This is a genomic window from Aurantiacibacter zhengii (assembly GCF_003584125.1).
Taxonomy (GTDB): Bacteria; Pseudomonadota; Alphaproteobacteria; order Sphingomonadales; family Sphingomonadaceae; genus Alteraurantiacibacter; species Alteraurantiacibacter zhengii.
The window spans coordinates 636,372-661,493 of the sequence record NZ_QXFL01000002.1 but is presented as its reverse complement, the minus strand read 5'-3'; the positions used below and the strand labels follow the sequence as shown (position 1 = coordinate 661,493).

General features: G+C 60.1%; 20 protein-coding genes and 2 pseudogenes. 9 read left to right on the top strand and 13 right to left on the bottom strand.

What is annotated here, in order from left to right; translation table 11 throughout:
• Nucleotide 1 precedes the first annotated feature (1 nt).
• From traC to D2V07_RS06775, 8 genes are read right to left on the bottom strand one after another with little or no spacing between them, the layout of a single operon-like run.
• Nucleotides 2-2,563, bottom strand: coding sequence for a type IV secretion system protein TraC (gene traC / locus D2V07_RS06810; protein WP_119585970.1), 2,562 nt, complete (start codon nucleotides 2,561-2,563; stop codon nucleotides 2-4).
• On the bottom strand, nucleotides 2,560-3,132 hold the full coding sequence (locus D2V07_RS06805) for a hypothetical protein (protein WP_233548268.1): 573 nt from the start codon (nucleotides 3,130-3,132) through the stop codon (nucleotides 2,560-2,562). The genes traC and D2V07_RS06805 overlap by 4 nt, the downstream gene beginning before the upstream one ends.
• The gene (locus D2V07_RS06800; protein WP_119585968.1) at nucleotides 3,129-3,998 is read right to left on the bottom strand and encodes a DsbC family protein; all 870 of its coding nucleotides are present in this window, start codon (nucleotides 3,996-3,998) and stop codon (nucleotides 3,129-3,131) included. The genes D2V07_RS06805 and D2V07_RS06800 overlap by 4 nt, the downstream gene beginning before the upstream one ends.
• A complete protein-coding gene (locus D2V07_RS06795; RefSeq protein WP_119585966.1) occupies nucleotides 3,995-5,296 on the bottom strand; it encodes a TraB/VirB10 family protein in 1,302 nt (433 codons plus the stop codon). Before D2V07_RS06795 ends, D2V07_RS06800 begins: the two co-directional genes overlap by 4 nt.
• Entirely contained in the window at nucleotides 5,296-6,111 is an 816-nt protein-coding gene (locus D2V07_RS06790) for a type-F conjugative transfer system secretin TraK (RefSeq protein ID WP_119585964.1), read from the bottom strand. The genes D2V07_RS06795 and D2V07_RS06790 overlap by 1 nt, the downstream gene beginning before the upstream one ends.
• On the bottom strand, nucleotides 6,108-6,674 hold the full coding sequence (locus D2V07_RS06785; RefSeq protein ID WP_119585962.1) for a type IV conjugative transfer system protein TraE: 567 nt from the start codon (nucleotides 6,672-6,674) through the stop codon (nucleotides 6,108-6,110). The genes D2V07_RS06790 and D2V07_RS06785 overlap by 4 nt, the downstream gene beginning before the upstream one ends.
• Nucleotides 6,675-6,689: 15 nt before the next feature.
• Nucleotides 6,690-6,977, bottom strand: a complete 288-nt coding sequence (gene traL / locus D2V07_RS06780; RefSeq protein WP_119585960.1) for a type IV conjugative transfer system protein TraL — start codon at nucleotides 6,975-6,977, stop codon at nucleotides 6,690-6,692.
• A 26-nt stretch (nucleotides 6,978-7,003) separates the two neighbouring features.
• Nucleotides 7,004-7,282, bottom strand: coding sequence for a hypothetical protein (locus D2V07_RS06775; RefSeq protein WP_199698746.1), 279 nt, complete (start codon nucleotides 7,280-7,282; stop codon nucleotides 7,004-7,006).
• Nucleotides 7,283-7,693: 411 nt separating this feature from the next.
• On the opposite strand from D2V07_RS06775, the gene D2V07_RS06770 reads away from it, so the two are divergent.
• The 6 genes from D2V07_RS06770 to D2V07_RS06745 all read left to right on the top strand — a co-directional run bounded on the left by D2V07_RS06770 (nucleotide 7,694) and on the right by D2V07_RS06745 (nucleotide 15,749).
• The gene (locus D2V07_RS06770; protein WP_119585958.1) at nucleotides 7,694-8,185 is read left to right on the top strand and encodes a hypothetical protein; all 492 of its coding nucleotides are present in this window, start codon (nucleotides 7,694-7,696) and stop codon (nucleotides 8,183-8,185) included.
• Nucleotides 8,178-8,462 (top strand): helix-turn-helix transcriptional regulator, encoded by a 285-nt coding sequence (locus D2V07_RS06765; RefSeq protein WP_119585956.1) that lies wholly within the window; start codon nucleotides 8,178-8,180, stop codon nucleotides 8,460-8,462. Before D2V07_RS06770 ends, D2V07_RS06765 begins: the two co-directional genes overlap by 8 nt.
• A 185-nt stretch (nucleotides 8,463-8,647) precedes the next feature.
• Nucleotides 8,648-10,180, top strand: a complete 1,533-nt coding sequence (locus tag D2V07_RS06760) for an acyl-CoA carboxylase subunit beta (RefSeq protein ID WP_119586151.1) — start codon at nucleotides 8,648-8,650, stop codon at nucleotides 10,178-10,180.
• A 5-nt stretch (nucleotides 10,181-10,185) separates the two neighbouring features.
• Nucleotides 10,186-12,336, top strand: coding sequence for a methylmalonyl-CoA mutase (gene scpA, locus D2V07_RS06755; RefSeq protein WP_119586149.1), 2,151 nt, complete (start codon nucleotides 10,186-10,188; stop codon nucleotides 12,334-12,336).
• On the top strand, nucleotides 12,336-14,345 hold the full coding sequence (locus D2V07_RS06750; RefSeq protein WP_119585954.1) for an acetyl-CoA carboxylase biotin carboxylase subunit: 2,010 nt from the start codon (nucleotides 12,336-12,338) through the stop codon (nucleotides 14,343-14,345). Before scpA ends, D2V07_RS06750 begins: the two co-directional genes overlap by 1 nt.
• Nucleotides 14,346-14,510: 165 nt before the next feature.
• Nucleotides 14,511-15,749 (top strand): NAD(P)/FAD-dependent oxidoreductase, encoded by a 1,239-nt coding sequence (locus tag D2V07_RS06745; RefSeq protein WP_119585952.1) that lies wholly within the window; start codon nucleotides 14,511-14,513, stop codon nucleotides 15,747-15,749.
• Nucleotides 15,750-15,874: 125 nt separating this feature from the next.
• On the opposite strand, the pseudogene D2V07_RS06740 reads toward D2V07_RS06745, so the two are convergent.
• Nucleotides 15,875-16,605: pseudogene (locus tag D2V07_RS06740) on the bottom strand (IS5 family transposase).
• A gap of 254 nt (nucleotides 16,606-16,859) precedes the next feature.
• Here D2V07_RS06740 and D2V07_RS19110 point away from each other — a divergent pair.
• Nucleotides 16,860-17,096, top strand: a pseudogene (locus D2V07_RS19110) (transposase); the annotation flags it as partial.
• Between the two features lie 667 nt (nucleotides 17,097-17,763).
• Here D2V07_RS19110 and D2V07_RS06730 read toward each other — a convergent pair.
• The 3 genes from D2V07_RS06730 to D2V07_RS06720 form a co-directional block, all read right to left on the bottom strand.
• The gene (locus D2V07_RS06730) at nucleotides 17,764-18,969 is read right to left on the bottom strand and encodes a cytochrome P450 (protein WP_158586781.1); all 1,206 of its coding nucleotides are present in this window, start codon (nucleotides 18,967-18,969) and stop codon (nucleotides 17,764-17,766) included.
• Nucleotides 18,970-19,229: 260 nt separating this feature from the next.
• On the bottom strand, nucleotides 19,230-20,861 hold the full coding sequence (locus D2V07_RS06725) for an FAD-dependent oxidoreductase (RefSeq protein WP_119585944.1): 1,632 nt from the start codon (nucleotides 20,859-20,861) through the stop codon (nucleotides 19,230-19,232).
• 241 nt (nucleotides 20,862-21,102) lie between these two features.
• Nucleotides 21,103-22,250 (bottom strand): IS3 family transposase gene (locus D2V07_RS06720; RefSeq protein ID WP_456061942.1). Its coding sequence is split into 2 segments (ribosomal slippage): nucleotides 21,103-21,995 and nucleotides 21,995-22,250, totalling 1,149 coding nucleotides; the frame shifts between segments, so codons are not numbered across the junction.
• 179 nt (nucleotides 22,251-22,429) lie between these two features.
• Between D2V07_RS06720 and D2V07_RS06715 the strand changes: the two genes are divergently transcribed.
• Complete coding sequence (locus tag D2V07_RS06715) at nucleotides 22,430-23,020, top strand: VOC family protein (RefSeq protein ID WP_199698737.1); 591 nt, start codon at nucleotides 22,430-22,432, stop codon at nucleotides 23,018-23,020.
• Between the two features lie 91 nt (nucleotides 23,021-23,111).
• A complete protein-coding gene (locus tag D2V07_RS06710) occupies nucleotides 23,112-24,386 on the top strand; it encodes an MFS transporter (protein WP_119585938.1) in 1,275 nt (424 codons plus the stop codon).
• Here the strand turns inward: D2V07_RS06710 and D2V07_RS06705 are convergent.
• Entirely contained in the window at nucleotides 24,360-25,094 is a 735-nt protein-coding gene (locus D2V07_RS06705; protein ID WP_119586147.1) for a glutathione S-transferase N-terminal domain-containing protein, read from the bottom strand. The two genes, D2V07_RS06710 and D2V07_RS06705, sit on opposite strands and share 27 nt — an antisense overlap.
• Nucleotides 25,095-25,122 lie beyond the last annotated feature (28 nt).

Here is a 25,122-nt window from a genome sequence, read left to right as displayed (position 1 = left end):
ATCACGCCTCTCCCCCAAGAACGTCAGGGCGGCCAGCAACGAGCGCGATGGCTTTGTCGAGCGGCATGCCGGTTTCGACATGGCCATGGATCGCGGCGTAGGTGTCGGGATCGGAGGAGAAGATCGTCGCCGAAAGCGGGTCGAGCACGAGCCGCCCGACCGCCTCGACCTCGGCCCCCTTGATATAGAGCTCGCTGTACTCAGACCCCGAGCGCTTCAAGGAACGGATCAGCGTCTCGGTGCGGTCATCCATGTCGAGCCGCGCCTCTTTACGGAAATCCGCGATGGTCTCGGGCTTTTGCTGGAGCACCAGCATCCAGTCGCTGTTCTCGAGCGCGGCGCGCGCACCGTCGGACTTGTAATAGTCGTTGAGGGACTGGGTCGCGGTCGCAAGCGCGCCGCCATATTTGCGCGCGGTACGGGCATAGGTCTCGACGAACTCGCCCATCGAACCACCCTTGAGCATGGCCCAGGCCTCGTCGATCAGGAGCAGCTTCTTTGTGCTGCGCGAGCTGCGCGTCATCGCCTGGCCGGTCATGAACATGATCGCGGAGAGGACCACGCTCCTGAGTTCCTCGCGGCTTGCTAGATCGCTCATCTCGAAGACGGTGAAGTCGTCGTCGAAGGCAAAGCTCGCCTTGCCGGAAAAGAACCCGGCATAGCTGCCGCCGCGGCAGAAGGGCGCGATTGCAAGCGCGAGCTCCTTGCCGGTCTCGTTCTCGCTTTCGTGCAAGGCATGGGCGACATCGTCGATCGATCCGCCACTCCCAAGGCTCGCCCAGACCAGCGAGATCGCCTTGTCGATAAGGCCGCGTTCGGTGTCCGACGGCGCAGTGCTCGGCCGCGCCATCTGCCCGACGATCGCTTTCACCATGGCGAAGCAATCGAGGCGGTAATCTTCGTCTCCTTCCGCGCGGGCATCGTCGATCAGCGAGAAGGGATTGAGCGAAAAGCCCGAGGCCAGCGTGAACTCGACGAAGCGCCCGCCCTGGAGCTTCACCGAATGCTCGAAGCTCCTCCCGTCATCGATGACGACGACCTTGGCGCCCGCACCGCGCAGCGCGGCGCACAGTTCCTGCAGCAGCACCGATTTGCCCGAGCCCGACTTGCCGCAGATGGCGATGTTGTGATTGCCCGCACCGTTCTCGAACGGCGACCAGAAGAAGGGCTGGCCGCGTCTGCCGACAAGCAGCAGGTGCGGGACGGGGCCGCCGAGATACTCGCCCTGCAGCGGTGCGATATTGGCGGCCGTGGCCGAAAGCATGGTGCGCAGGCGCTTGAGACGCGTCATGTCCGAGGCGAGACCGTCGGCTAGGCTGAGCGGAAAGGCCGCGACCAGCCCCTGCAATTGCAGGAACCGTTCGTCGGCGAGATCCCAGCCTGCCGCCTTGTAGATGGCCTTGACCACCCGTTCATGGGCATCGCCTTCACCAAGCGGCGAATAGGTGGTGAGCCCGTAGAAAAGCTTGACCAGCTTCTTGCCTTCCTGGAGCTCGGCCTGGACGTGTTTCCATTCGGCGGACTGCTCGCCAAGCCGCGGCAGGAAGCGCGCGCTCTTCGTATCGGCAAGGCTGGTGGTGCGCATGAACTTGTAGCCCGCGCGCGCGGCAGCGGCCTCCTGGTCGGGATAGACAAGGCACAGCATGGTCGCGGCAGGGCAGGGGAAGCGCAGCTTGTCGGTGAACATGTCGCCGATCAGCCGCGCGCATTCCCACGGCGCCCAGCGTTCGGGCGCGGTGCGCAAGGCATAGTGGCGCAGGTCAAAGCGGTCGGGATAGCATGCACCGACCTGCGGCACGCCCTGCCGGTCGCGTCCGGTCTCACGGAAGCGTTCGGTGCGCAGGATCAGGCGGTCGTCCTCGACCTCGAGTTCGATGTCACGGCGGATCGCCTGGACATCGAGGGTTTCGTGCGGGTTCCAGTCGATGCGGTCAGGCTCGCGCGCGGTGGTTGGCGAGGTCAATTCATCGATGAGCGCAAGAAGCCCTGCCGGTTCGAGCGGCGCCGCATGCAAACCTAGCGAATGCAGCATGCCCAGGAGGCCCTCGCGGCATTCAGTAAGCTCGGCATCGCTGATGCTTCCTGGAACCGGAACGCCGAGCGAAACCACGAGACGGCTGCAGCGGGCATGGAACGGAGCATGCGCGCTACCCGAGCGCCAGGCGAGATCGTAGAGGCGGCTCGTGCGTGCCCGCGCGATTGCCTCGTAAATCCCGCCCTGTTCATAGCGCGGAGCGAACCAGGGACTTACGACATTGCCGATCCTAGGGCTCGCGAAGTTGAGCACCTGCAGGCAGGCACCGGGCGGCAGGCCTTCGGAGAAAAATTGACCGAGGATCTCGCCGGTGCGCTCGTCCGCACCCACCAGCGGGGTCACTTCGAGCACGAAGCCTTTGGACACACGGTTACGATAGAGTCCCGCGCGTTCGTCATAAACGCGGTAGGGCAGCCAGTCCGAGAGCATGTCGAGCGCGAAATGCGCAGCACCCTTCTCGGCACGGTCGGTATCGGCGAACAGGCCTGCCATAAGCGCATCGCGCGCGGCAGCGAAAGAGAGGGTCATTCCTCGTCTCCATGGGTCTGGGAAGGGTGGGGCACCCGGACGCGGGCCGCCTGCTCGGCGCCGGGTGCCCCTGTTGCCGGCGCATCAGCGCCGGGCTCTGCCGGAACGGGCTGCCAGGGGGGAAGCAGCACGTCCGGCATTTGCTCGGGGGTGTTGGTGGAAGCGTTTGCGGTGGCTGGCTTGCCGCTACCGGCAACCGAGTTGCCGATCGCGCGCAGCACCTCTCCCGTGCGTTGCGGCGCGCGCCAGTTCACGCCTGCCGGTTCGGGCAGAGTCACATGGACCACGCGCGCCTCGTGCGTGCGGCCTGCTTCGTCGCGCCAGGCGGCGAGCACGATCCGCAGGCTCTGGCCGCTCGCATCTGCGGGCGTTCCTGCTGGTACCGGGGCAGCGCTTGGCTGCGCATCGATCCCGGTGGCTGCCGCATCGATCAGCGTCGTCGGCGCGCACGATCCCTCGGGGGCGCGGCAGGCGAAGTCGCCCGACACATTGCCGCCCAGTGTCGAGCAGCCGGCTGTCAGCATAAGCAAGGCAAGGCCCGGTGCGCGCAGGTGCGAGAGCGCGCTCACTTGCGCTGCTCCTTGGCCGGCCGAGCAAACTCGCGCAGCGTGGCAGCATCGCGGTAGCCGTGGAGCACTGCGCCATCGCTTGAGCGGACGATGACCGGGGTTCCGGCAAAGCCATTTGCGCGCGCGAAGGCCTCGTTGGCATCGAGCCCGCGCGTCTCAGCACAGCTTGCTCCGCTCGGATCGAGCGCGCCTTCATAGGCTTGGTGCAGCGCGCTCGCGGGATTGCTCGCGCAGATCACGGTCTCGGCAAGGCGGCGGCTTTGAGAGCCGAGGATGGAGATGGGGCGCTCCTCGACGAGCACTCCCGCCTTGCCGAGTTCGTCTACCAGGCGGCGGCAATAGCCGCACTGGAAATCGGAGAAGATGACAAGCTTTGGACCCTTTTTGTTCCCCCAATGAATTGCCCCTTCGGCGGGCAGGGTGGAAAGATCGACCTTTTCCGCTACCGGCGCACTGGCGGCAGCGGCATTTTCGTTTGCCGAAGGCTTGGCGCGCGCGGCGCCCGCTGCAATCAGGTCGGGGTTGAGTTCGAGCAGCCGCGAGGCGGTGACATCGCGACGCTCTTCCATGTCGTAGAGACGCCCGACCAGCAGGTAGCGCGCGCTCTTGTCGATATAGAACAGCGTCTCGCCCGAGACGACCTCGCACCAGGGACCGAACCTGTCGCAGGCGATCTCGTCGATCGGCGTCCTGGGCAGGCGCAGCTGCAAGGCCTGGGCTACATCGCTGGCCAGATCCTGTGCCGTTGCAGGCATGGCGGTGACCGCGCTGACGCCGACAGTCAGCACCGCGGCCGCGCTGCTCGCAGCAATGGCGACATGCGCAAGGCGGGCCTTGAGGCCGGGCTGGTTCTCGGAATATTTCATTGGGGTGTGCTCCTGACATGGACGCCGTCGAGAAAGACGATCTCGACCTCGATGCCGGTCGGCATCTCGACGACTGGTTGGTATTGTTCGGCGCGTTCGATGAGGTAGCGGCTGACCGTATCGGCCGCTTCGCCCGCGCCCTGGCCGATGCCACCGGCAAGAATGTCGGTCGGCGAAAGCGCCTCGCGCTGGCCGTTGGCACCGACCTGGCCCGTGAAAATCCCGTTGGCATTGGCGGAAAAGCCGCGCCCGAACCCGCCGACGATCCCGGCAAGCAGCGCCTGGCTGACCAGGCTACCTTCGCGGCTGACCACGCGGCCGCGCACGCCCGACTTGCCGGCAAAGGCGATGAAACCCTTGACCTCGCTCACCGCGAAGCGGCCACCGGGCTGGGCGCAGGTCATGCGCACCAGCTGGACATAGACCTTCTCCGCCGAGAGATCGCCGCGCGCCGCGCCATTGACGAGGCAGCCGGTGATATCGGTCGACAGCAGTTCGTTTCCGCGCATCACGGAGCGCGCGGGTCCTGTGATCCTGAGGACCACGGGCAGCGGATCGGTCTGGCTGGCGACCCCGGTCGAGGCGTCGACCCCGACGATAACGCGCGCGGGCGCATAGGAATTGGGCGGAAGGTAATCGCGGCTTGCTTCGAGCATCAGCGCGGGCGCACGCTCGGCATTTGCGGGCCGGGTACTCGCTGGCGTAGGCTCGCCAAAGGTCAGCATGTCCAGCCCGCCGGGCCGTGTGGAAGAGACATTCGCGTCGCCGCTGCCCGCGTCAGGCGGTGTGACGCCGGGGCCGTAAGCCGGCGGCGGCAAGGCAGGCGCTGGCGTACCCGCTTCGCGCGAGCGTTCGAGTTCGGTCCTGAGTGCAGCATTCTCGGCCGAGATCGCGTCGATTGCGACCTGGCCGTCGCTCATCATCCGCGCGTTCTCGCCGCGCAGGGCTTCGAGTTCCTGCTCGATCTCGGGACGCGGGAGCTGGGTGTCCTGCAAATCCTTGATTGCGCGGCCCTGCGCATCGAGGCGGTTGCCATAGGTGGCGACGAATTCTCGTTGCGAGAGATTGCGATTGACGAGCCCGCCGGTGTCGATGCTTGCGACACTGTCGCTGTTACCCGGCGCGCTGTCGTCATCGTCGAGGATGAACCAGGCCCCGGCCAGCAGCGCCACGCCGCCAATCCCGGCGAGCAACAGCTTCTGGCGCTGCGCGATATTTGCGTTGAGGTTGCGCCGCGTATCCTTGCGTTCGGTCGATCGGACGTTGGTCTCGTGCTTTGTGTCTTTGTTCTCGGCCATCACTCCGTCCCTCCCGCCGCAAAGACGAGGAAGGCGCTGGTCGCTTCGCCTGGAGCAAGCGTCTCGCGGCCATAGGCAAAGGCGAGCGCGCCTGCGGGTGCTTCGCGCTCGCTGACAAGGTCGAGCGGCGCATCGCCGAGATTGCGGATCAGGAAACGCTGGCCGGTAAGTTCGGCGCCGTCATATTGCGCGACCTGTTGTACTTCGATGCTGCCGGTCCGGCGCGGGCGCGACAATTCGGCGCGCGCGGCAAAACCCGGAAGGACAGCGTCGCTCGCCATGGCCTCGATCAGGCGGATGGCATTGTCGGAAGGGTTCGCTCCTGCCTGCCATTCCTCGACCTCGCTATGTGCGAGCGCGGGATTGGTGATGAAGAGCTGGGTCGCTTCATCGCCCGCAAGACGGCAGGCAAACTTGTAGACATGGCCCGCCTGGCTCGTCGCGAAGAAGCTGATCCGGTCCGAGGCATATTGCGGCGGAACCGAGATATAGATGTCTCCGCGCACCGGTTCGTGCGTCACCTGGAAATCATTATAGGGAAAGCCGCTGGCGATCTTCGAGACATTGGCAAAGCCGTCCTCGATGAGCGCGATGCGGGTGAGCTCGCCGCGCGCCAGTTCGCAATCGATCGTCGAGCCATCGCTTGCTTCGATAAACTGTTCTGCAAAGGCTGGTGTCGGCACGAGCGCAAGGCCCAACGCGGTGAGGCCGGCGAGCTTCAATGCGACGTTGCGGCGTTGACGTGCGCCCACGCTGAAGAGCGCGAGACCGCCCGCGGCGAGTACGGCGGATGCGGGATTGCTGAGGAGGTTCATTGGTCCTGGTCCTCTTGCGTGGAATTCTGCTCGAAGCCGGTAAGCGCGAGGCTGAGCCCGCGCTTCGACCAACGGAAAATGAAAGTGCGCTCCTGGCTCGCGATCACCTGCGCGCCGACAAAGGTCTTGAGCGTGCCGCTGACGGTCGAAGTCAGCGCCATGGTGTCGACGTCCATCGCGCGGATGACGAACGCCTGCGAAATGTCCGACCCGCGCTGTTCCTCGACGATGGCGACCAGCTCGGCCTTGAGGCGGCCGTGGGCTGCGGGATCAGCTACATTCAGGATCTGCTCCATCCAGTAGTCGAGGCTTTCGGGTGCGCGATTGAGCAGCATCAGCGCGGTGTCGCGGGTGACGAGCTCGAGATAATGCGCGTCGACCCCGCCACTCGAAACGGTCAGCGTCTCGGCGGTGATCGGGACAAGCACGACGGCTTCGTCGCCGGTAACGGCGGCACCGATGCCAATCAGGCTGGTGACGCAAAGCACGCCCGCAAGCGCGGCAAAGCGGTTGCGTTGCGCCAGATGGCGCTGGGCCTGTTCGTGAGCGAATTCGGATTGCATGTGTAGGTCCTCCCCTCAGCCTGCGAGCAGGCGGCAATGGGAGGGCGGCGTGGCCTTGAGCCCGAGGAAAGACCCCGGCAGGTACCAGTACGCAGCATGCACCAGCTTCGCGCCCTTGTTGCCTGACTTCGCCTTCCGCAGGCCGAACCAGGCAATGACCGACAGGCCTGTGCCGATGATGATGTGCTGCGTAAGGATGCCCCAGGCAAAAGGGATCAACATCCCTGCAAACTCGTCCACGGTCCAAAAGCCGATAAGCTCCGGATCGTCGAGCCGCCGTGGAACAATATACCTGTCGGCCATGCCGCCCTCCTTTGCGTGACCTGCGATCAGATGGTCGCCGTCACGACGGAGGTGACGATCGGCACGCCGGTGCCGACGCCGATTCCGACACCGACGGGCACCGCCACCTGGCCGAGAGCGAAGCGTCCCGAGGCAAGCGCAATGAGGCCGCCGGCGAGCGAAAGCACGGTGATGATCTTGCCGCCCGAACCTTCGAGGAAGTCGGTGAACATCGTCAGCGCGGGATCGAAGGTGGTGTCAGCGCCGGCATAGGCGGCGCCGGCGATGGCGAGCGCCAGCGCGGCGGGCACGAGATAGTCGCGCATCCGAGGTGCCGAACGGGTCAGGGACTTGGTGGTCATGAAGGAAAACTCCGGTTGGTTGATCGACAACAGCGAGCCTTTTCGTTCGCTGTATGTTCCTTCCTTCACCTGGAGTGGGGATGTAGGAAATGGGGCGGCGCGTATTCGCGGCCTGCGACCAAGCAAAAAGCGACAATTCGCGTGATTGAGGCCGCACTGCGCGCCAGCGCGACAGGATTTCGAGCGTGCTGGGCCGGATACCGCGCGCGGTCTGCCGGATTTTGCGTTTTGGCGACCGAATTCTGCGCGAATCATGGGCAGGAGGTGATTCGACGCTTCCTCGATGTTCCGTATATGTTCTTTTCGTTTTCCTACATCTCTCCTTCGTCGTAATTCTCGATTCGGACAGGAGAAGAATGTGAAAGGAATTCGTCCATGCCTGGCGGGCCAGAGTTTTCAGAAAACCAATTGAGGGCGGGACTGGCGCGCTTGCTTGCCGCGGCAGTAGATGCGAGCGGGCGCGCAAAATACAACATCGCTGCCGATGCAGGGCTTCACAAGGACGCCTTGCGGCGGGTGCTACGCGGTGACCGCTCGGCTACACTGGGCGAGGTGCTGCGCATACTCGAGGCGAGCCGTACCGCTCCTCGGGCTCATCTTATGCTGTTCCTGGTCTGTGGTTCCGAACGGGCGATTGACTGGTTGCAGTCGGACCTCGCCGAATTCTTCGAGGAGTTTAGTGCTGAGTTTCCAACCGCGCTGGAGCGATTGTTGGGGGATCAGCTTGCCAACGTAAAGCCACGCTGGGCGAAAGGTGCTGCGAACCGCGTGGCGAGGCTCTTATCGGATCACATCATGGAACTTGAACGAAAGGACGAGTTCCTCGGAAACTTCTTCGCTGGAGAACGAGAGGACGAGAATGTTTGAGGAACAGCATCCTGTTCGTGATGAAACAGATCGTCCGACCAGACTGATCAGGATCAGGGAAGTCCAGCATCGGGTAGGCTTGGGGCGGTCGACGATTTATCGCTGGATGGCGGAGGGGAAGTTTCCGAAGCCGGTGCGGTTAGGGAGCTATGCAGTTGCTTGGAACGACGCTGACATTGAAAATTGGGTTAAAGAACTGACCGCGCCGAAGCCAAAAAAATATGGTGCATTACGCGATAGCGAGATCCCAAGGAGCGGAAGGTGCGCCGACTCCTGAAATTTTTCTGAGGATGGTCCCCTTCAAGGGGGAATGAGCGGCAGACCTGAATAGGCCAAAGAGGTAACTCAACCATTGGCTTAATTTTGCGCGTGGCGATTTACGGGCGCATACTAGTCAAGTCGAATTCGGTAGCGCTCGCAAATGATGCCTCGTTTATGGGCCTGATAATGGGTTATTTTCATTTGTCTGCCAATATCGCCGAAATGGAACGCCGCCGCGCCGCCTCGAAACTGGGCGGCGGGCAAAAGCGCATCGACGCCCAGCACGCCAAGGGCAAGCTGACCGCGCGCGAGCGACTGGACGTGCTGCTGGACGAAGGCAGCTTCGAGGAACTCGACACCTACGTCGAGCATGACTGCGTCGATTTCGGCATGCAGGACCAGAAGATACCGGGTGACGGTGTGGTGACCGGCAGCGGCACCATCAACGGGCGGCTGGTCTATGTCTTCAGCCAGGATTTCACTGTTTTCGGCGGCTCTCTGTCCAAGCGCCATGCGGAGAAGATCTGCAAGGTGATGGACAACGCCATGAAGGTTGGTGCGCCCGTGATCGGTCTCAACGACAGCGGCGGCGCGCGCATCCAGGAAGGGGTTGCTTCGCTGGGTGGCTATGCGGAGGTGTTCCAGAAGAACGTGCTGGCTTCGGGCGTCATTCCGCAGCTCTCGCTCATCATGGGCCCCTGCGCGGGCGGGGCGGTGTACTCGCCGGCCATGACGGACTTCATCTTCATGGTGAAGGACTCCAGCTACATGTTCGTGACCGGGCCGGAGGTGGTGAAGACTGTTACCAACGAGGAAGTCACGCAGGAAGACCTTGGCGGCGCCGTGGTGCACACCACCAAGACCAGCGTTGCAGACCTTGCGCTGGAGAACGACATCGAGGCTCTGCTGGCCGCGCGCGAGTTGATCGGCTTCCTGCCGGAGAGCAACCGCGACCCGCTGCCCGAATTGCCGACCGATGACCCGTGGGACCGAGTAGAGGACAGCCTCGACACCCTGATCCCGGCCAGCTCCAACATGCCTTACGATATGCACGAGCTGATCCGTAAGGTCGTTGACGACGGCAATTTCTTCGAAATCCAGCCCAAGCACGGCGCGAACATCATCACCGGCTTCGGCCGCATCGAGGGCAAGCCCGTGGGCTTCGTTGCCAACCAGCCGATGGTGCTCGCTGGCGTGCTCGACATCGATGCCAGCCGCAAGGCCGCGCGCTTCGTGCGGTTCTGCGATGCCTTCAGCATCCCGATCGTCACCTTCGTGGACGTGCCCGGCTTTCTTCCCGGGACCGGCCAGGAGCACAACGGCATCATCAAGCACGGCGCAAAGCTGTTGTTCGCCTATGCCGAGGCGACCGTGCCCAAGATCACTGTCATTACGCGCAAGGCCTACGGCGGCGCATACGACGTGATGGCATCGAAGCACCTTCGCGGCGACCTCAACTACGCCTGGCCCACCGCCGAGATCGCGGTGATGGGGGCCAAGGGTGCAGTTGAGATCATCTTCCGCCAGGACCGCGACAACCCCGAGAAGATCGCCGAAAAGACAAAGGAATACGAAGACCGCTTCGCCAACCCCTTCGTCGCAGCATCACGCGGCTACATCGACGAAGTGATCTACCCCCACTCCACCCGCCGCCGCATCGCGCTGGGCCTGCGCAAGCTGGCCGGCAAGAAACTCGAAAACCCGTGGAAGAAACACGATAACCTGCCGCTATGACCGACATGACCGAAAAACCCACCAAACAAGACTGGCATTCGCGCGCTGACAGGGAAGTGAAGGGGCGTGATCTGACGTGGCACACGCCCGAGGGGATTGCGGTGCAGCCGCTGTATGCGGCGGGGGATGCAGAGGGGCTGGATCCGGGTTTTCCGGGGTTCGCGCCGTTCACGCGCGGGCCTTATGCGAGCATGTATACAGGCCGTGCCTGGACGATCCGGCAGTATGCGGGGTTCTCGACGGCGGAGGAGAGCAATGCCTTCTATCGCCGCAACCTTGCGGCGGGGCAGAAGGGGCTTTCTGTTGCCTTCGATCTGGCGACGCACCGCGGGTATGACAGCGATCATCCTCGCGTGGTGGGGGACGTGGGCAAGGCCGGCGTTGCCATCGATACGGTGCGCGACATGGAGATCCTGTTCGACCAGATCCCGCTCGATCAGATGTCGGTCTCCATGACGATGAACGGCGCGGTGATCCCGGTGCTGGCGTTCTACATCGTTGCAGCAGAGCGTTCGGGCGTTGCGCAGGAGAAGCTCTCGGGCACGATCCAAAACGACATCCTGAAGGAGTTCATGGTCCGCAACACCTACATCTATCCGCCGGAACCCTCGATGCGGATCGTGTCGGACATCATCGCCTACACCAGCCAGCACATGCCGCGCTTCAACTCGATCTCGATCAGCGGCTATCACATGCACGAGGCCGGGGCGACGGCGGTGCAGGAGCTGGCCTTCACCATTGCCGACGGCAAGGAATACGTGAAGCGCGCGATGGCAACGGGCCTCGACATCGATGCCTTCGCACCGCGGCTGTCGTTCTTCTGGGGCATCGGCATGAACTTCTTCATGGAGATCGCCAAGATGCGCGCAGGCCGCGTGCTGTGGCACGACGTGATGGACGAGCTTGGGGCCAAGAACCCCAAGTCGAAGATGCTGCGCACCCACTGCCAGACCTCGGGCGTGTCATTGCAGGAGCAGGACCCCTACAACAACGTGATCCGCACCACGCTGGAAGCGCTGGCCGCGGTGCTGGGGGGCACGCAGTCGCTGCACACCAATGCGCTGGACGAGGCGCTGGCGCTGCCGACCGACTTCTCCGCCCGCATTGCGCGTAACACGCAGCTGGTGATCGAGGAGGAAAGCGGAGTGACGAACGTCGCCGATCCGCTGGGCGGCAGCTATTACATCGAGAGCCTGACCAACGAGCTGGTCGAAAAGGCCCGCGCGCTGATCAACGAGGTGGACGAACTTGGCGGCATGACGGCAGCGGTCGCCAGTGGCATGCCCAAGGCGCGGATCGAGGAGGCCGCGGCGCGCAAGCAGGCGAGCGTCGACAGGGGCGAGACGGTGATCGTGGGGGTGAACAAGTACCGCCTCGATGAGGAAGCGCATATCGACACGCTCGATATCGACAACCACAAGGTGCGCGCCAGCCAGATCGCGCGGATCGAGGCGGTGCGGCGGGGGCGCGACGAGGAAGCCTGCCGCGCCGCGCTCGATGCGATCACGAAGGGCGCGAAGGGTGATGGCAACATGCTCGCCCTTGCCGTGGAATCCGCACGCCAGGACGCTACTCTGGGCGAGATCTCGATGGCGATGGAGGCAGCGTTCGGCCGCTACGATACCGTGCCGACCCCGGTGAAGGGCATCTACGCCAGCGCCTACGAAGGCAATGCGCGCTACGCCCAGGTGACAGAAGGGGTGGAGGCCGTGGCCCGCCGCCTGGGTCACAACCCCCGTATCCTCGTCGCCAAGATGGGCCAGGACGGTCATGATCGCGGCGCGAACGTGATCGCATCGGCCTTTGCCGACATGGGGTTCGAGGTCATCAGCGGCCCGCTGTTCCAGACGCCGGAAGAAACCGCGACAATGGCGCTGGAGCATGAGGTGGACGCGGTGGGCGCATCATCGCTGGCAGCAGGCCACAAGACACTGATCCCCGAACTGATCGGTCACCTACGCGATGCGGATCGCGGCGATATCAAGGTGGTGGCAGGAGGCGTGATCCCGCCGCAGGACTACGACTTTTTGAAGAAGGCCGGCGTGCAGGGTATCTACGGCCCCGGCACCAACGTGGTCGAAGCCGCCGCAGACCTGCTGCGCCTGCTCGGACACAACATGCCGCCAGCGGGTGAGGAACTGGAGGCTTCACGATAATGTTCAAGAAAATCCTCATCGCCAACCGGGGCGAAATCGCGTGCCGGGTCATCAAGACGGCGAAGGCCATGGGTATCGAGACCGTCGCAGTCTATTCCGATGCCGATGCGCGTGCGCCGTTCGTGCAGATGGCGGACGAAGCCGTGCATATCGGCCCGCCGCCTGCAAGCGAGAGCTACCTGCTCGCCGACAAAATCATCGCTGCCTGCAAGCAGACCGGGGCCGAAGCGGTGCATCCGGGCTATGGCTTCCTGTCCGAGCGCGCCAGCTTCGTCGAGGCGCTGGAGAAGGAGAACATCACCTTCATCGGCCCGCCCGCCAGCGCGATTGCCGCGATGGGCGACAAGATCGAGTCCAAGAAGCTGGCCAAGGAAGCGGGCGTCAACACCGTGCCCGGTTCCGAGGATGCCATCGACACCACCGAGGAGGCGCTCAAGGTCTCCAACGAAATCGGCTACCCGGTGATGATGAAAGCCAGCGCGGGCGGCGGCGGCAAGGGGATGCGCCTCGCCTGGAACGATCAGGATGTGAAGGACGGGTTCGAGGCGACCAAGCGTGAGGGTCTCAACTCCTTCGGCGACGACCGCGTTTTCATCGAGAAGTTCATCGAGGACCCCCGCCACATCGAGATTCAGGTGCTGGGCGACAAGCACGGCACGGTGCTCTACCTCAACGAACGTGAATGCAGCATCCAACGCCGCCACCAGAAAGTGGTTGAGGAAGCGCCGTCGCCATTCGTGACACCGGAAATGCGCCGCAAGATGGGCGAACAGGCCGTCGCACTGAGCAAGGCCGTGGGCTACCATTCGGCGGGCACGGTGGAACTGATCGTCAGCGGGGCGGACCCGACTGGCGAGAGCTTCTACTTCCTCGAAATGAACACCCGCCTGCAGGTGGAGCATCCCGTTACAGAGGCGATCACCGGCATCGACCTTGTCGAGCAGATGATCCGCGTGGCTGCTGGCGAGAAGCTTCCGATGACGCAGGACGACGTCGGCATCGACGGCTGGGCCATCGAGAACCGCATCTACGCCGAGGATCCCTATCGCGGCTTCCTGCCCAGCACCGGACGGCTGGTGCGCTATTCCACTCCGGTCGAGCCCTGGACGGGCGATCTGCGCGGTGTGGACGGGGTGCGCTTCGATTCGGGCGTACAAGAAGGTGGCGAAGTGTCGATCTTCTACGACCCGATGATCGCCAAGCTGGTGACCTGGGGCGAGACACGCGACGAGGCGGCTGACCTTCAGATCAAGGCGCTCGATGCGGTCGAATTGGAGGGCCTCGGCCACAACGTCGATTTCCTCTCCGCGCTGATGCAGCACCCGCGCTTCCGCTCAGGCGAACTCACCACTGGTTTTATTGCGGAGGAGTATCCCGACGGCTTCGACGGCGCGGCTACGACCGAGGAACGGCTGCGCGTGATCGCGGCGATCGCTGCGGGCATCGAGTTTACCCACCAGGCACGCCAGCGGCAGATCAGCGGACAGCTCGATGGCCCGCAGCCGGTCACCCCTGCATGGATCGTGCGGGTCGATGGCACGGACCACACGGTCACGCTGGGTGATGGCCATGCCATGGTCGACGGGCACACGGTGGAGATCACCTGCGACTGGGCCCCCGGCCAGCGCACCGCCAGGGCAACGCAGCCGGAAGGCCCTACGCTGGGCCTTACCGTGACGCGGCATCGTCCCAGTTGGTCGATCAACACCCGCGGCCGCACTTACGACGTGTTTGTTCTTCCCGTCCGCTTGGCCAAACACGCGGGATATATGATCGAGAAGGTACCGCCCGATACCTCCAAGATGCTGCTTTGTCCGATGCCCGGCCTGCTGGTGAAGCTCCACGTGGGTAAGGGCGAGGCTGTCGAAGCTGGCCAACCGCTCGCCACCATCGAAGCGATGAAGATGGAAAACATCCTGCGCGCAGCGAAATCCGGTACTGTGGCCACTGTCAACTTTGGGGAAGGCGAAACGCTATTGGTAGACGCCGTGATACTCGAACTTGAATAGGCCCAACCCCATGAAGATCCTCTTACCCGTACAGCGGTTGATGATCGAGGTGATCAACAATTTTCCCGACGCGCGCAGCCCTCCAGGTCGTCGGTATCGGGCCAGTCGGCGATCTATTCTACGTCGAGTCGGAATTCATCGAAACGCTTGAGAAGGAGAAGAGAAATGATAAGGGCCGACCAGCCAGATGTACTAATCGTCGGCACCGGGCATGCTGGGGCGCAGGTGGCAGTTTCTCTACGGCAGCATGGCTTCGAAGGCAAAGTTACTATGCTCAGCCGTGATAGAGAACTGCCTTATGAGCGACCTCCGCTATCGAAGGAGTATCTGGCACGAGATAAGCCGTTCGAACGGATCATGATCCGTCCTGCGAGATTTTGGGAGGATAAGGGCATTGATTTGCGTCTGGAAGCCGACGTTGTAGGCATTGACCCAGTCGCGCATGTGGCGAAGCTTCGCAATCGCGGCTCTTTGAGATATGGCAAGCTGATATGGGCTGGCGGTGGTGATCCGCGCCTCATGAACTGCCCTGGCGCAGACCTTGCCAACATACACTCCGTTCGAACTCGGGCTGATGTTGACGCCATCATGGCCGCAATCGACGGCGGCGCGCGCCGTGTAGTAGTGATCGGCGGCGGCTATATCGGCCTCGAAGCGGCGGCGGTCCTGCGCAAGCTGAACTGCAAAGTCACTGTTCTGGAAGCCCAGCCGCGCGTTCTCTGTCGCGTTGCCGGTGAAGACCTGAGCCAGTTTTTCCATGAAGAGCATCGCCGACAGGGTGTAGACTTGCGGCTTGAAACTGCTGTCTCATCGTTCAAAGGCGAAGATGGCTCGGTAACCAGCGTGCAGTTGGCAGATGGTGCGAATATCCTCGCGGACTTGGTTATCGTGGGGATCGGCATCTTACCATCTGTGGAGCCGTTAATCGCTGCCGGAGCCGAAGGACAGAATGGGGTTGATGTGAACCAGTTTTGTCAAACAACCCTACCCGATATATATTCAGTGGGTGACTGTGCGGCACACAAGAACGCATATGCCGATGGTGCGCGGATCCGTTTAGAATCCGTCCAGAACGCCAATGACATGGCCACTGTCGTAGCTAAATCCATTTGCGGTCAATCCAGTGCGTACGATGCAGTGCCATGGTTCTGGTCGAACCAGTATGACCTTCGCCTTCAAACCGTTGGTCTTTCGATTGGTCACGATGCTACCGTCTTGCGCGGTGAGCCGGCTGAGCGGAAATTTTCAGTTATCTACCTGAAGGATGGCCGGGTGTTGGCGTTGGATTGCGTAAACAGCACCAGGGATTACGTAGAAGGCCGTAAGCTTGTCGAGGCGCGGGCGAAGGTTTGCAGGAATGAGCTCGCCAACGCGCAAGTTCCCCTAAAGTCGTGTATTTCCTGATTAGAAAGCCTAGCATTGCTTAACTGACCATACGACATTGAGATTAGCTTTGGCATAGTTCTCCGTCTTCCTTAGTGCACGGGATGAGCAACCCTCCATCAGTGCCGCAATCGTGAACAAATCTTCTAGGCTTCGTGGACAAAGGGTATCCAGAGTTTGATTGATGCGAGTGCGACAAAGCCGAGGTAGGACTCTTTGGTTTTGTCGTAGCGGGTGGCGACCCGGCGCCAGTTCTTCAGTTTGTTGAAGAGCTGCTCGACCAGGTTCCGCCAGCGGTATTTTACACGGTCGTGCGGAGCGGGCGTGCGGCGGTTGGCCTTGGGAGGGATGACCGCTTCGACGCCGGCAGCGGCGATCTCTTCGCGGATGGCATCGGCATCATAGCCGCGATCGGCGAGGAACGCTTCGATCCGATCGCTGATCATCCGGAACAGCGGCGAAAAGCCTTGAACGTCGTGCGCCTGGCCGGGCGTCAGCACGAAGCCGAGTGGGAGGCCTCTGGCGTCGCATCTGGCGTGGAGTTTGGTGGTGAAGCCTCCCCGCGATCGGCCGAGCGCCTCTGTTTGCTGAGTCCCCTTTTTATGCCGACTGCACAATGATGTGCTCGAACCACCGTGCTATCAATCATGTCGGCGGCGGTGTCCCGTCCCGCCAGTTCGGCCAGCGTCTCGAGCATGGCATCGAACACGCCGATCGAGACCCATCTTCGATAGCGCCGAAAGACGCTGTTCCACTTGCCATACTCGTCCGGCAGATGCCGCCACTGCGCACCCGTGCGCGCGATCCACATCATACCTTCGAAGTAGCGTCGATTATCCTGCGCAGGTCGGCAGCCACGTCCGCGTTCCGGTGGCAACAGCGGCCCGATCAGTTCCCACTCGCTATCCGATACCCCGATCCGCTCGCCCAACGCCGCCTCCAAAAGGTAGCCTTGAATCGAAGGACGAGTCTCAGGTCAAGCTTTGTCCACGAAGCCTAGCATCACAGGATGCTGATTCTAGTCCGGACCAATAAACAGGTTTTACCGCGGCATTTGAATGTGAACCAAAGGCTTTCAGCAGGGAGGCATGTTTGATGGTAAAATTCTTCAAGTTCTAGGATGAGCAATGGGTTCGAAGCGAGCCATTCTTGCCGCAGGATACGCGGGGGATGCCGAGCGTGGATGACCGACGCGTGCTTTCCGAGATTGTTCACGTGCTGAAGAGCGGCGATCGCAGGAGCGACTGCCCGGAGCACATCTGTGGGCCGAAGAAGGCACCATACAACAGTTTCCGGCGCTGGGTGGAGCGCATATTTTCGAGCCTAGCTGGGGTCAAAGGGGGTGCCTGCCAGCCTGTCCATCGATAGCTCCTGCATCAAGGTCGACCGTACTGCTGGAGGCGCAAAAGTGGGGCTTGGCACAAGATATCGGCATCTCCAAAGTCGTGAGGAACACCAAGCTCCACGCAGTCTGCGACGAAAAGGGCGGTCTCACCTCATCCTCCCGACACCCTGCAAACCGCACGATGCCAAAGTCGCTATTCTGGCAATTAATGCCACTCTGCCAGCGGAAAACCTGTTCGCTTTCAAGGACTAAGATGGCAACGCTCTGCGCTCCAGGCTGATCGAGCGAGAGGCAAGGCCAGTTATCCCGTCGAAGGCCAACCGCAAGATCCAGATCGAGCACGACTGGCAGATCTGCCGCCAACGCTTGGTCGTCGACAGCATATTTTTCCGCTTCAGAGCCTGGCGGCGGGTTGCCAAGCACTTCGACCGCAACATCAAGACCTGCATGGGCACGATCGCCACCGCAACCACCGTCACGTAGTGGCCCTAATGAGTCCGAACTCTATAAAGTGACGCCGGCATTTAGGGAAGTGCTGTGAGGAAGGCTAGCTACATCGGTAAATTAGCAGTTCGCCGCCTGGCAATGTAAGTACAGTAAGGACAGTGGCAAGCTGTATGGAAGCGCGCTCTAACCGAAATATAGAGCTAGATCTAAAGCGGGACCGCTAATAGAACTTTGCGGTTTATCTCACTTTTTCCAGATCAACGGTAGCCGATCCAATGTACCAACGATACCGCTGCGATACGTGAGGCGCGCATTTGGCGCCAAGCTGAATTCGGGAATGCGCTTGAGCCATTCTTCGATCGTGATGCGCAATTCGGTTACCGCGAGATGTGTGCCGGGGCAGAAGTGTACGCCTTTGCCAAAAGTGGTATGTTTGGATCCAGCCCGATCGAAATCGACATCGAAAGGGCATTTATTCAATTTCTCATCGGTACCGACAAGCGAACTGATCATCATAACTACATCCCCTTGTTTCAGCTCGGTTCCGTCACATTCCAGATCCATGCGAACTTCACGGGCGACGTTCACCACTCCAAAGCGGCGAATCAATTCGTTCACAGCGCCGGGAATGAATTCCGGAGACTCGCGTAGCTTAAGCACATGATCGGGGCTTCTTGCCAGAAATTCGAATGTGAAGCCCAGCATGTTCACAACTGTATCCAGCCCGGCCATCAGCGCCTGCATGCTGAGGATAAGACATTCTTCCTTGGTCAGCGGGCGGCCATCGACTTTACCGTGAACGAAGACGCTCAACATATCGTCGGCATTGCCATTGCGCCGCTCCTCAAGGTGCGGTTCGAGATAATCGAAGAATCCCTGCTTTGCATCAGGATAGTCGACTGTACCGTTAGGATGGACGATATCATCGGCCAGTTTCTTGAGCAGCTTGGCGTCGCTCTGCGGTAAATTAACGATCCCAAGAAAAACCGCGATGGGCAAGAGTTCGGCATATTCGGTTGTGAAATTGCATCTGCCTGCCTCTACGAACTTGTCGATCAGGTCTCCAGCCATTCGCCGGATATCATCTTCTTTGTTCTTGATAGCGCTTGGTGACAGCGTCGTATTCAGCAGATTGCGGAAATCGCGGTGATGCGGAGGGTCAAGTGTGGAAGGCAACATCTGGTGCTGTTCGCCAACAGATTTAGGAACAACTATGATGCGGCTTGAAAACTTGCGATGGTCAGGCCAGATGTCGAGCATGAGTTCGCCGCCCAGCGCGATCCAGTGCCCTTCGTTTCTGGGCGTCCAGACCAGATCATGACCGGCATCGTCATGCAGTTTCTGGAATATCTCGTGGAAACCTTCTTCCACTCCTTCCGGGTTGTAGACGTCAAAATCCACTATTCGGTCTTCTGGCACGTGAGCTGGTCGTTCAGTCAATTGGGTCATCGGCATCCTATTCGTCCATTCTCGCTTTCCATCGCAATTCATTGATTGCGAAAGTCCAGCATCTCGCAAAGGAGTTGCGTCTGAAGATACTCATGGTTCAGCAGCTTCGGAATCCTCCCGCCAGCCCGCCATCAATGTGGTAGCTCATTTTAGAACGCTGCGGCCCAAAAAATGTCCCGTCTTATAGGGACAGGCAATTCGCATATGGGTACTCCAACAAAATAGAACCTTTTGCGAGTGAGGCATAACGGACTGTTCGCTCAATTGAGCGAGCTGGCGGCCATCGCCGCAATATAGCCGAAAACGAGGCTTCGGCCGATTGCCATCCCGCTATTGTAGCCGCAGCCCATCTCGGTGCGGGCCGCTGAATTGCCCACCGCATAGAGGCCTGGAACACGATCGCCATTCATCCCGATCACCGCGCCAGTTGCATCTGTCTTGAGGCCGGCCGATGCGAGGCCAGTGCCGACCCTTTCCAGCGAAATGGCGTAATATGGAGCCTTGTCGAGGGCGCCAAGGTTGGGGTTAAGCTGGCGGATGTCGCCCCAGCTATGGCTCCACAATTTGGTCCCTCGATTAAACTCAGGATCCACTCCTTTGTCGGCATTTTTGTTGAAGCGGGCAACTGTCTCGCAAAGCCCCGCAATATCGATACCGGTTGCCTGCGCAAGTTCCTCTATACTATCGGCGATAACGCCCATTCCTTCGGGCAGTGGATCGCCTGGCGCGATCGGGCCGATTGGATATTTGTCCTTATAATTCTGATCGAACAAGAGCCATGCGGGCCAGTTGGGGAAGGTCTGACGGTGACCGTCAAATTCATAGGCATTGCTGCTGTAGGTGTGGAAGAAGGATTCATCGCCAAACCGGCGGCCCTGCTTGTTGACCATTATGCAGTGCGGCAACCCCATGATCATCATGCGGTAGAACGGTTTGCCGCCCCATTCCTCGCCTGGGATATTGATTCCGACATGGCGTGAACATCCCTGCGGCAAAGTCGTGGCGGTCATGGCACGAAATTGCGCTGCGAGCCGGAAATGATCGCCGGTAATGGTTGGCGGGGTCAGGCTGAACATGTTTTTCACAAATTCGTGCGTCTCGACCAGTTCCGGTGACCAGTCATAGGCGCCCGTTGCGAGCAGCACATTGCTGGTCTTGATCGTGCGTTCCTGACCCTCATGATCAACCACGAGTCCCTCGATACGCGTATCGCCGAGCAAGCGTATAGCTGGCGAATCCGTTCTAATATCCACCGATGTACGAAGCGCCATGTCGACAAGATTTGCGATTAGGCCCGATCCCATGCACCGTTCGTTGCTGGCCAAACGCGCGGCCTTTTTGGTTTGCAGTGCCTCCGGATCGGATGCGGCACCGGCGAGTTCGGCATTTGTGAGGCTTGCTCCGCCATGCTGGGTGGTCATGGCACCTTGCCCCACGACTATGCGGTCCTGCCAGTCGCCCAGCTGTGATGCCGGGAACGGCATAGGTTCAAGGTATCGCCCATAGGCTTTGGAGCCGGGTGCTTCGGGATAGTAATAATCGGCGTAGTCGGGGATGGGGCAAAGCTGCAGTCCAAGATCGCGAAGATATAACAAAGCTTCGCCGCCGCGTGTGACATAGGCCTTTCGATTTTCTTCATTGCCCATTCCTGCAGCAAGGAAATCTATATATGCAAGCGCATCCTCGAAGCTGTCTTTGACCTGTCGATCATGTTGGTATGGGTTTGGCGCGATCCATATCTGTCCACCTGTCAGCGCCGTCACGCCTCCGACCTTGGTGTCTTTTTCTACCACTAGAGCTTTGGCACCATTTTGAGCAGCGACAATGGCTGCGGCAAGACCTCCAGCGCCGGAGCCGACGCTGACAAAATCGTAGTTCTCATCCTTGCGCATGCGTTCTCTCCGAACTTTCGACTTTTCTCACAATAAGGTGCAGTCGACCGGGCTCTTGCGGTCTCTGATCCTTTGAGAGCTAGCGGTGTCAGCTCTAGAGGCTGTCCCCATAGGCCGTGACAACCGGCAAGGGTACATGCCACCTAAAGTGCCCTCAGGCTGTGATCTGCTTTGAAAGCAAAATGCACTGCTACCCAACGTCGGACCACTTGGGTCTAGAGTTTTCCGCCTTTCTGCACTGCTACCCAACCTCGGACCACTTGGGTCTGGAGTTTTCCGCCTTTCCCAGATCCGGCGGGCTGGTTTCACCGGCTGAGTTTGCCAGCATGATCGGGGGGATATTCCCGATCGCGCTGTGCGGTCGTTCTTCGTTGTAGTGTCTACGCCAGGCCTCCAGCTTTTCGCAAGCATCTTGCAGCGACAGGAACCAGTGCGCGTTCAGGCATTCGCTGCGCAGCTTGCTGTTGAACGCCTCGATAAACGCATTGTCTGTGGGCTTGCCAGGGCGGGAGAAGTCCAGCGTGACACCCCGCTGGTAAGCCCACAGATCCATGTCCCGAGAGATAAACTCGCTACCGTTGTCCACCCTGATCACCTTCGGATAGCCGATCTTCCTGCATGCCTGTTCGAGCGTGGCAACCACGTTCTCGCCACGATAGCTGAACCGGGGATCGATCACCGGCGATAGCCGCGAGAACGTGTCGACCACCGTCAGGATGCGCAGCTTGCGCCCAGTCGCCAGCTGGTCGTGCACAAAGTCCATCGCCCAGACATCGTTCGGCCTGATCGCCGGCGCACGATCTTCCCGCAGCTTCGCCTTCACTCGCCGCTTGGGTGTTTTGTTGCGCAGCTGCAGGCCCAACTCCCTGTAAAGCCGGTAAACCTTCTTCATGTTCACAACCCAGCCATCGCGGCGAAGGATGTAATAGACCCGCCGATAGCCATAGCGGACATGCGTCTCGCAGATCTCCTTGATGCGCTTCTTCAGAAAGGCCGGATCGGTACGGCGGGACTGGTAGTGGTAGGTGGATCGATCGAAGTGCAGTGCTGCGCACGCCCTGCGGATCGTCACCTGCCAGTCCTGCCGTACCGCGTCGATAATCTCGCGCTTCCGATCCGGCCTCAGAGCTTTCGTTTGATAACATCCTGCAACATCTCGCGATCAAGCGTCAGGTCCGCCACGATCTTCTTCAGCCGACCGTTCTCGTCTTCCAGATCACGCAGCCGCCGCATCTCCGATGGCATCAACCCCGCGTACTTCTTTTTCCAGTTGAAGTAGGTAGCCTGGCTGATCCCCGCCTTGCGGCATATCTCCGCCACCGGCGTCCCTTCTTCACCCTGCTTGATGACAAACGCCTTCTGCGCGTCCGTGAACTTCAATGCCTTCATGCCGTAACTCCTCGTCCAGCCAAGGATGTCTACGGCGGAAAACTCTATTCGCGAATGGTCCAGTTTTCAGGTGGCAGAGCAAAAATTCACAGAGTCCCGTTGATCGGGGACAACGCACCTTAAGCAAAGGGGGTAGTGCGCAAGACTGCAACAACCATTTATTCCATTCGGGAGCTATCATGCCGACACCGCCCAAATTAACTCCTCAGATGCTCAATCATGCAGCCTGGGTTACCCACAATGTTGAGGCGACTGCCAACTTTTATACCGAGATCATGGGTATGGACTTGGTCAGCACGGTGTTCGATGATCAGATACCCTCCACCGGTGACGCCTTTGCCTACTTCCATATCTTTTTTAGAATGCGCGACGGTTCGACTTTGGCATTTTTTGAAGCTCCGGGTTTGCCCGCCCGATCTGAGGTTTCGCATCCAGCCTATGATATTTTTGACCATATCGCTTTGCAGGCAGAGGACCGCGACGAAGTTGATCGTTGGGCGAAATGGCTCACGGAAAATGATATCCCCTTTGTCGGACCTACCGATCACAGCGGATTGATATACAGTATTTATTTTCAAGATCCGAATGACATTCGGTTGGAAATCACGACCCCGCTAGACCCCCATTGGAACAATCACCGTGATAAGGCCGAAGTTGATCTCAAAGCCTGGTGCGACGCAAAGAAGGATGCCGACGAGAAGGGCGAAGATGTAGGAGAAGCACTGTTGGCCCTCATCCGTAGCCGGCGCCACGCAAGAAGTGTTCTTTGATGAGTTTGAAGTCTCCGCGATCTCAGCAGACTACACATGGAGCGCTTGGTCGCGCCCATAGCTGCAGAATGAGAGGTTGGCGTGGTCGCGCATGATGAAAGTCCGTGAGAATGAAGTTGCAAAGAATGCCCCACTCCTGCTCGCAGCATCAGTGGGAATCGGCTGCAGTGCCATGGCGCTTCCATTTTATGCTATCGGCGCGCTCACTAAACCACTGACCGAAGCTTATGGATGGAGCAGGGCCGACGTCCAGACCGCAATTCTGCTAAGCATCGGTGCAGGGGCGCTGGCGTCGCCGCTGGTGGGGCGCGCAGTTGATCGCTGGGGAGCGAGAGTGGTCGCGCTTTTTGGCCTTACAGGCGTAAGCGTTTCCTTTCTTCTGGCAGCATCCGCAGCTGGATCGTTGCCAATTTTCTACTTGGCTTTTATCCTCATGGCGACCCTCGGCAGCGGTTCAAATCCGGTTAGTTGGACGCGCGGAATTACTTTGAGTTTTGACCGTCAGCTGGGGCTTGCGCTGGGTATTGCTTTAACCGGGACAGGGCTTTGCGCAATTCTTGCCCCGCAGCTCACAACATGGTTAATCGGCAATTACGGTGTGACTGCCAGCCTTGTTGGTTTGGCAACAGTACCTGTCGCTTTGGCGCTTCCCCTTGCGCTCGCATTTTTCCGGATGCCAATTAACAAATCCAACGTGCAAGGTGTTGGACCATCATCGCCCGAAGTGCCTTCATCGCTGACGGGCTTTACAGTCAAGCAGGCGCTTAAGGGATATCGCTTCTGGCTCCTGTTCGCGGCGATCACCTGTATCTACCTTGCGCAAGCGGGGATCATTACGAACCTCATTCCGTCGCTTTCCGACCGTGGATTGTCGGCGCAACAATCTGCAAACCTACAGAGCGTCCTGGGCGTATCGATCATTCTTGGCCGACTGGTTGTCGGGCTTGTCATTGATCGGCTTTGGGCACCCGGGGTTGCCGCTTTTGTAACGATGCTGCCAGTTTTGGCCTGTGTCATCTTGCCAGGTGATTACAGCTATGCACTTGTCACTCTGGCCGTCATCCTGATCGGCGTTGCGACTGGTGCAGAATTGGACTTTCTCTCGTTTCTCACTGCGCGCTATTTCGGGTTACGTCACTATGCGACCATTTTTGCAGTGACCTATGCCGCAATGGCGCTGGCGGCTGGCTTTGCACCTTTTGCATTCGCGGCCGCTCATGACCATTTCGGCAGCTACGACATTGCCTTCTTTGCAGCCGCGATGCTTTATACACTGGGCGCGGTGCTTCTGTTATTTATGGGCCGCTATCCTCAGGTGTTTGAGCACAAACCCCGTATATCAAGTGGCGATGGTGCGGCCAAATAGGTTTGACCACTGATTTGGTGTCAATTGCATTCGCTTCTGTGTGTAACCAGACGGTACAGCCAGCTCATCTGCATTTAGCACATGCTGCACGGCTGGGCGTGACCTGATTGTTTCGAACCATTGCTGCACCTGCGGATACTCAGCGCGGTCAATTCCAATATTTGCGACATTCTGTAGCCAGGGCCAACAGGCCATATCCGCGATGGAATACTCGACCGCTAGATATTTCCGATCCGCTAGCCGGGCTTCCATCACCGACAGCAAACGGCGTGCTTCGCGTGCATAGCGATCGACCGCATACTTCTGGCCGCCAGGTGCGTATCGGGCAAAATGATAGGCTTGACCCAACATTGGGCCAAGGCCAGAGATTTGCCATGCTAGCCATTGCACGGCTTCCATCTTTCGATAGATGTCTGGCGACAGAAATTTGCCGGATTTCTCGGAAAGGTAGAGCAGCATTGCGCCGGTTTCCGCGAGGACAAGTGCCTGACCACCACCACCGACCGGTGCAGGATCAACAAGAGCCGGTAGCCGCTGATTGGGGTTTATCTCACGGAAGGCCGGGATGAGGTGATCGCCAGCAAAAATGTCATACTCTACCGTTTCGTAGTCGATGCCGGCTTCTTCAAGCAGGATAGCAATTTTTTGCCCATTAGACGTGCGCACATAATGAAGAATCAGTTTTTCGTCTGATTGGTTGATCGACATCGATCGAGTCATCCCACCTTCCCCTGTG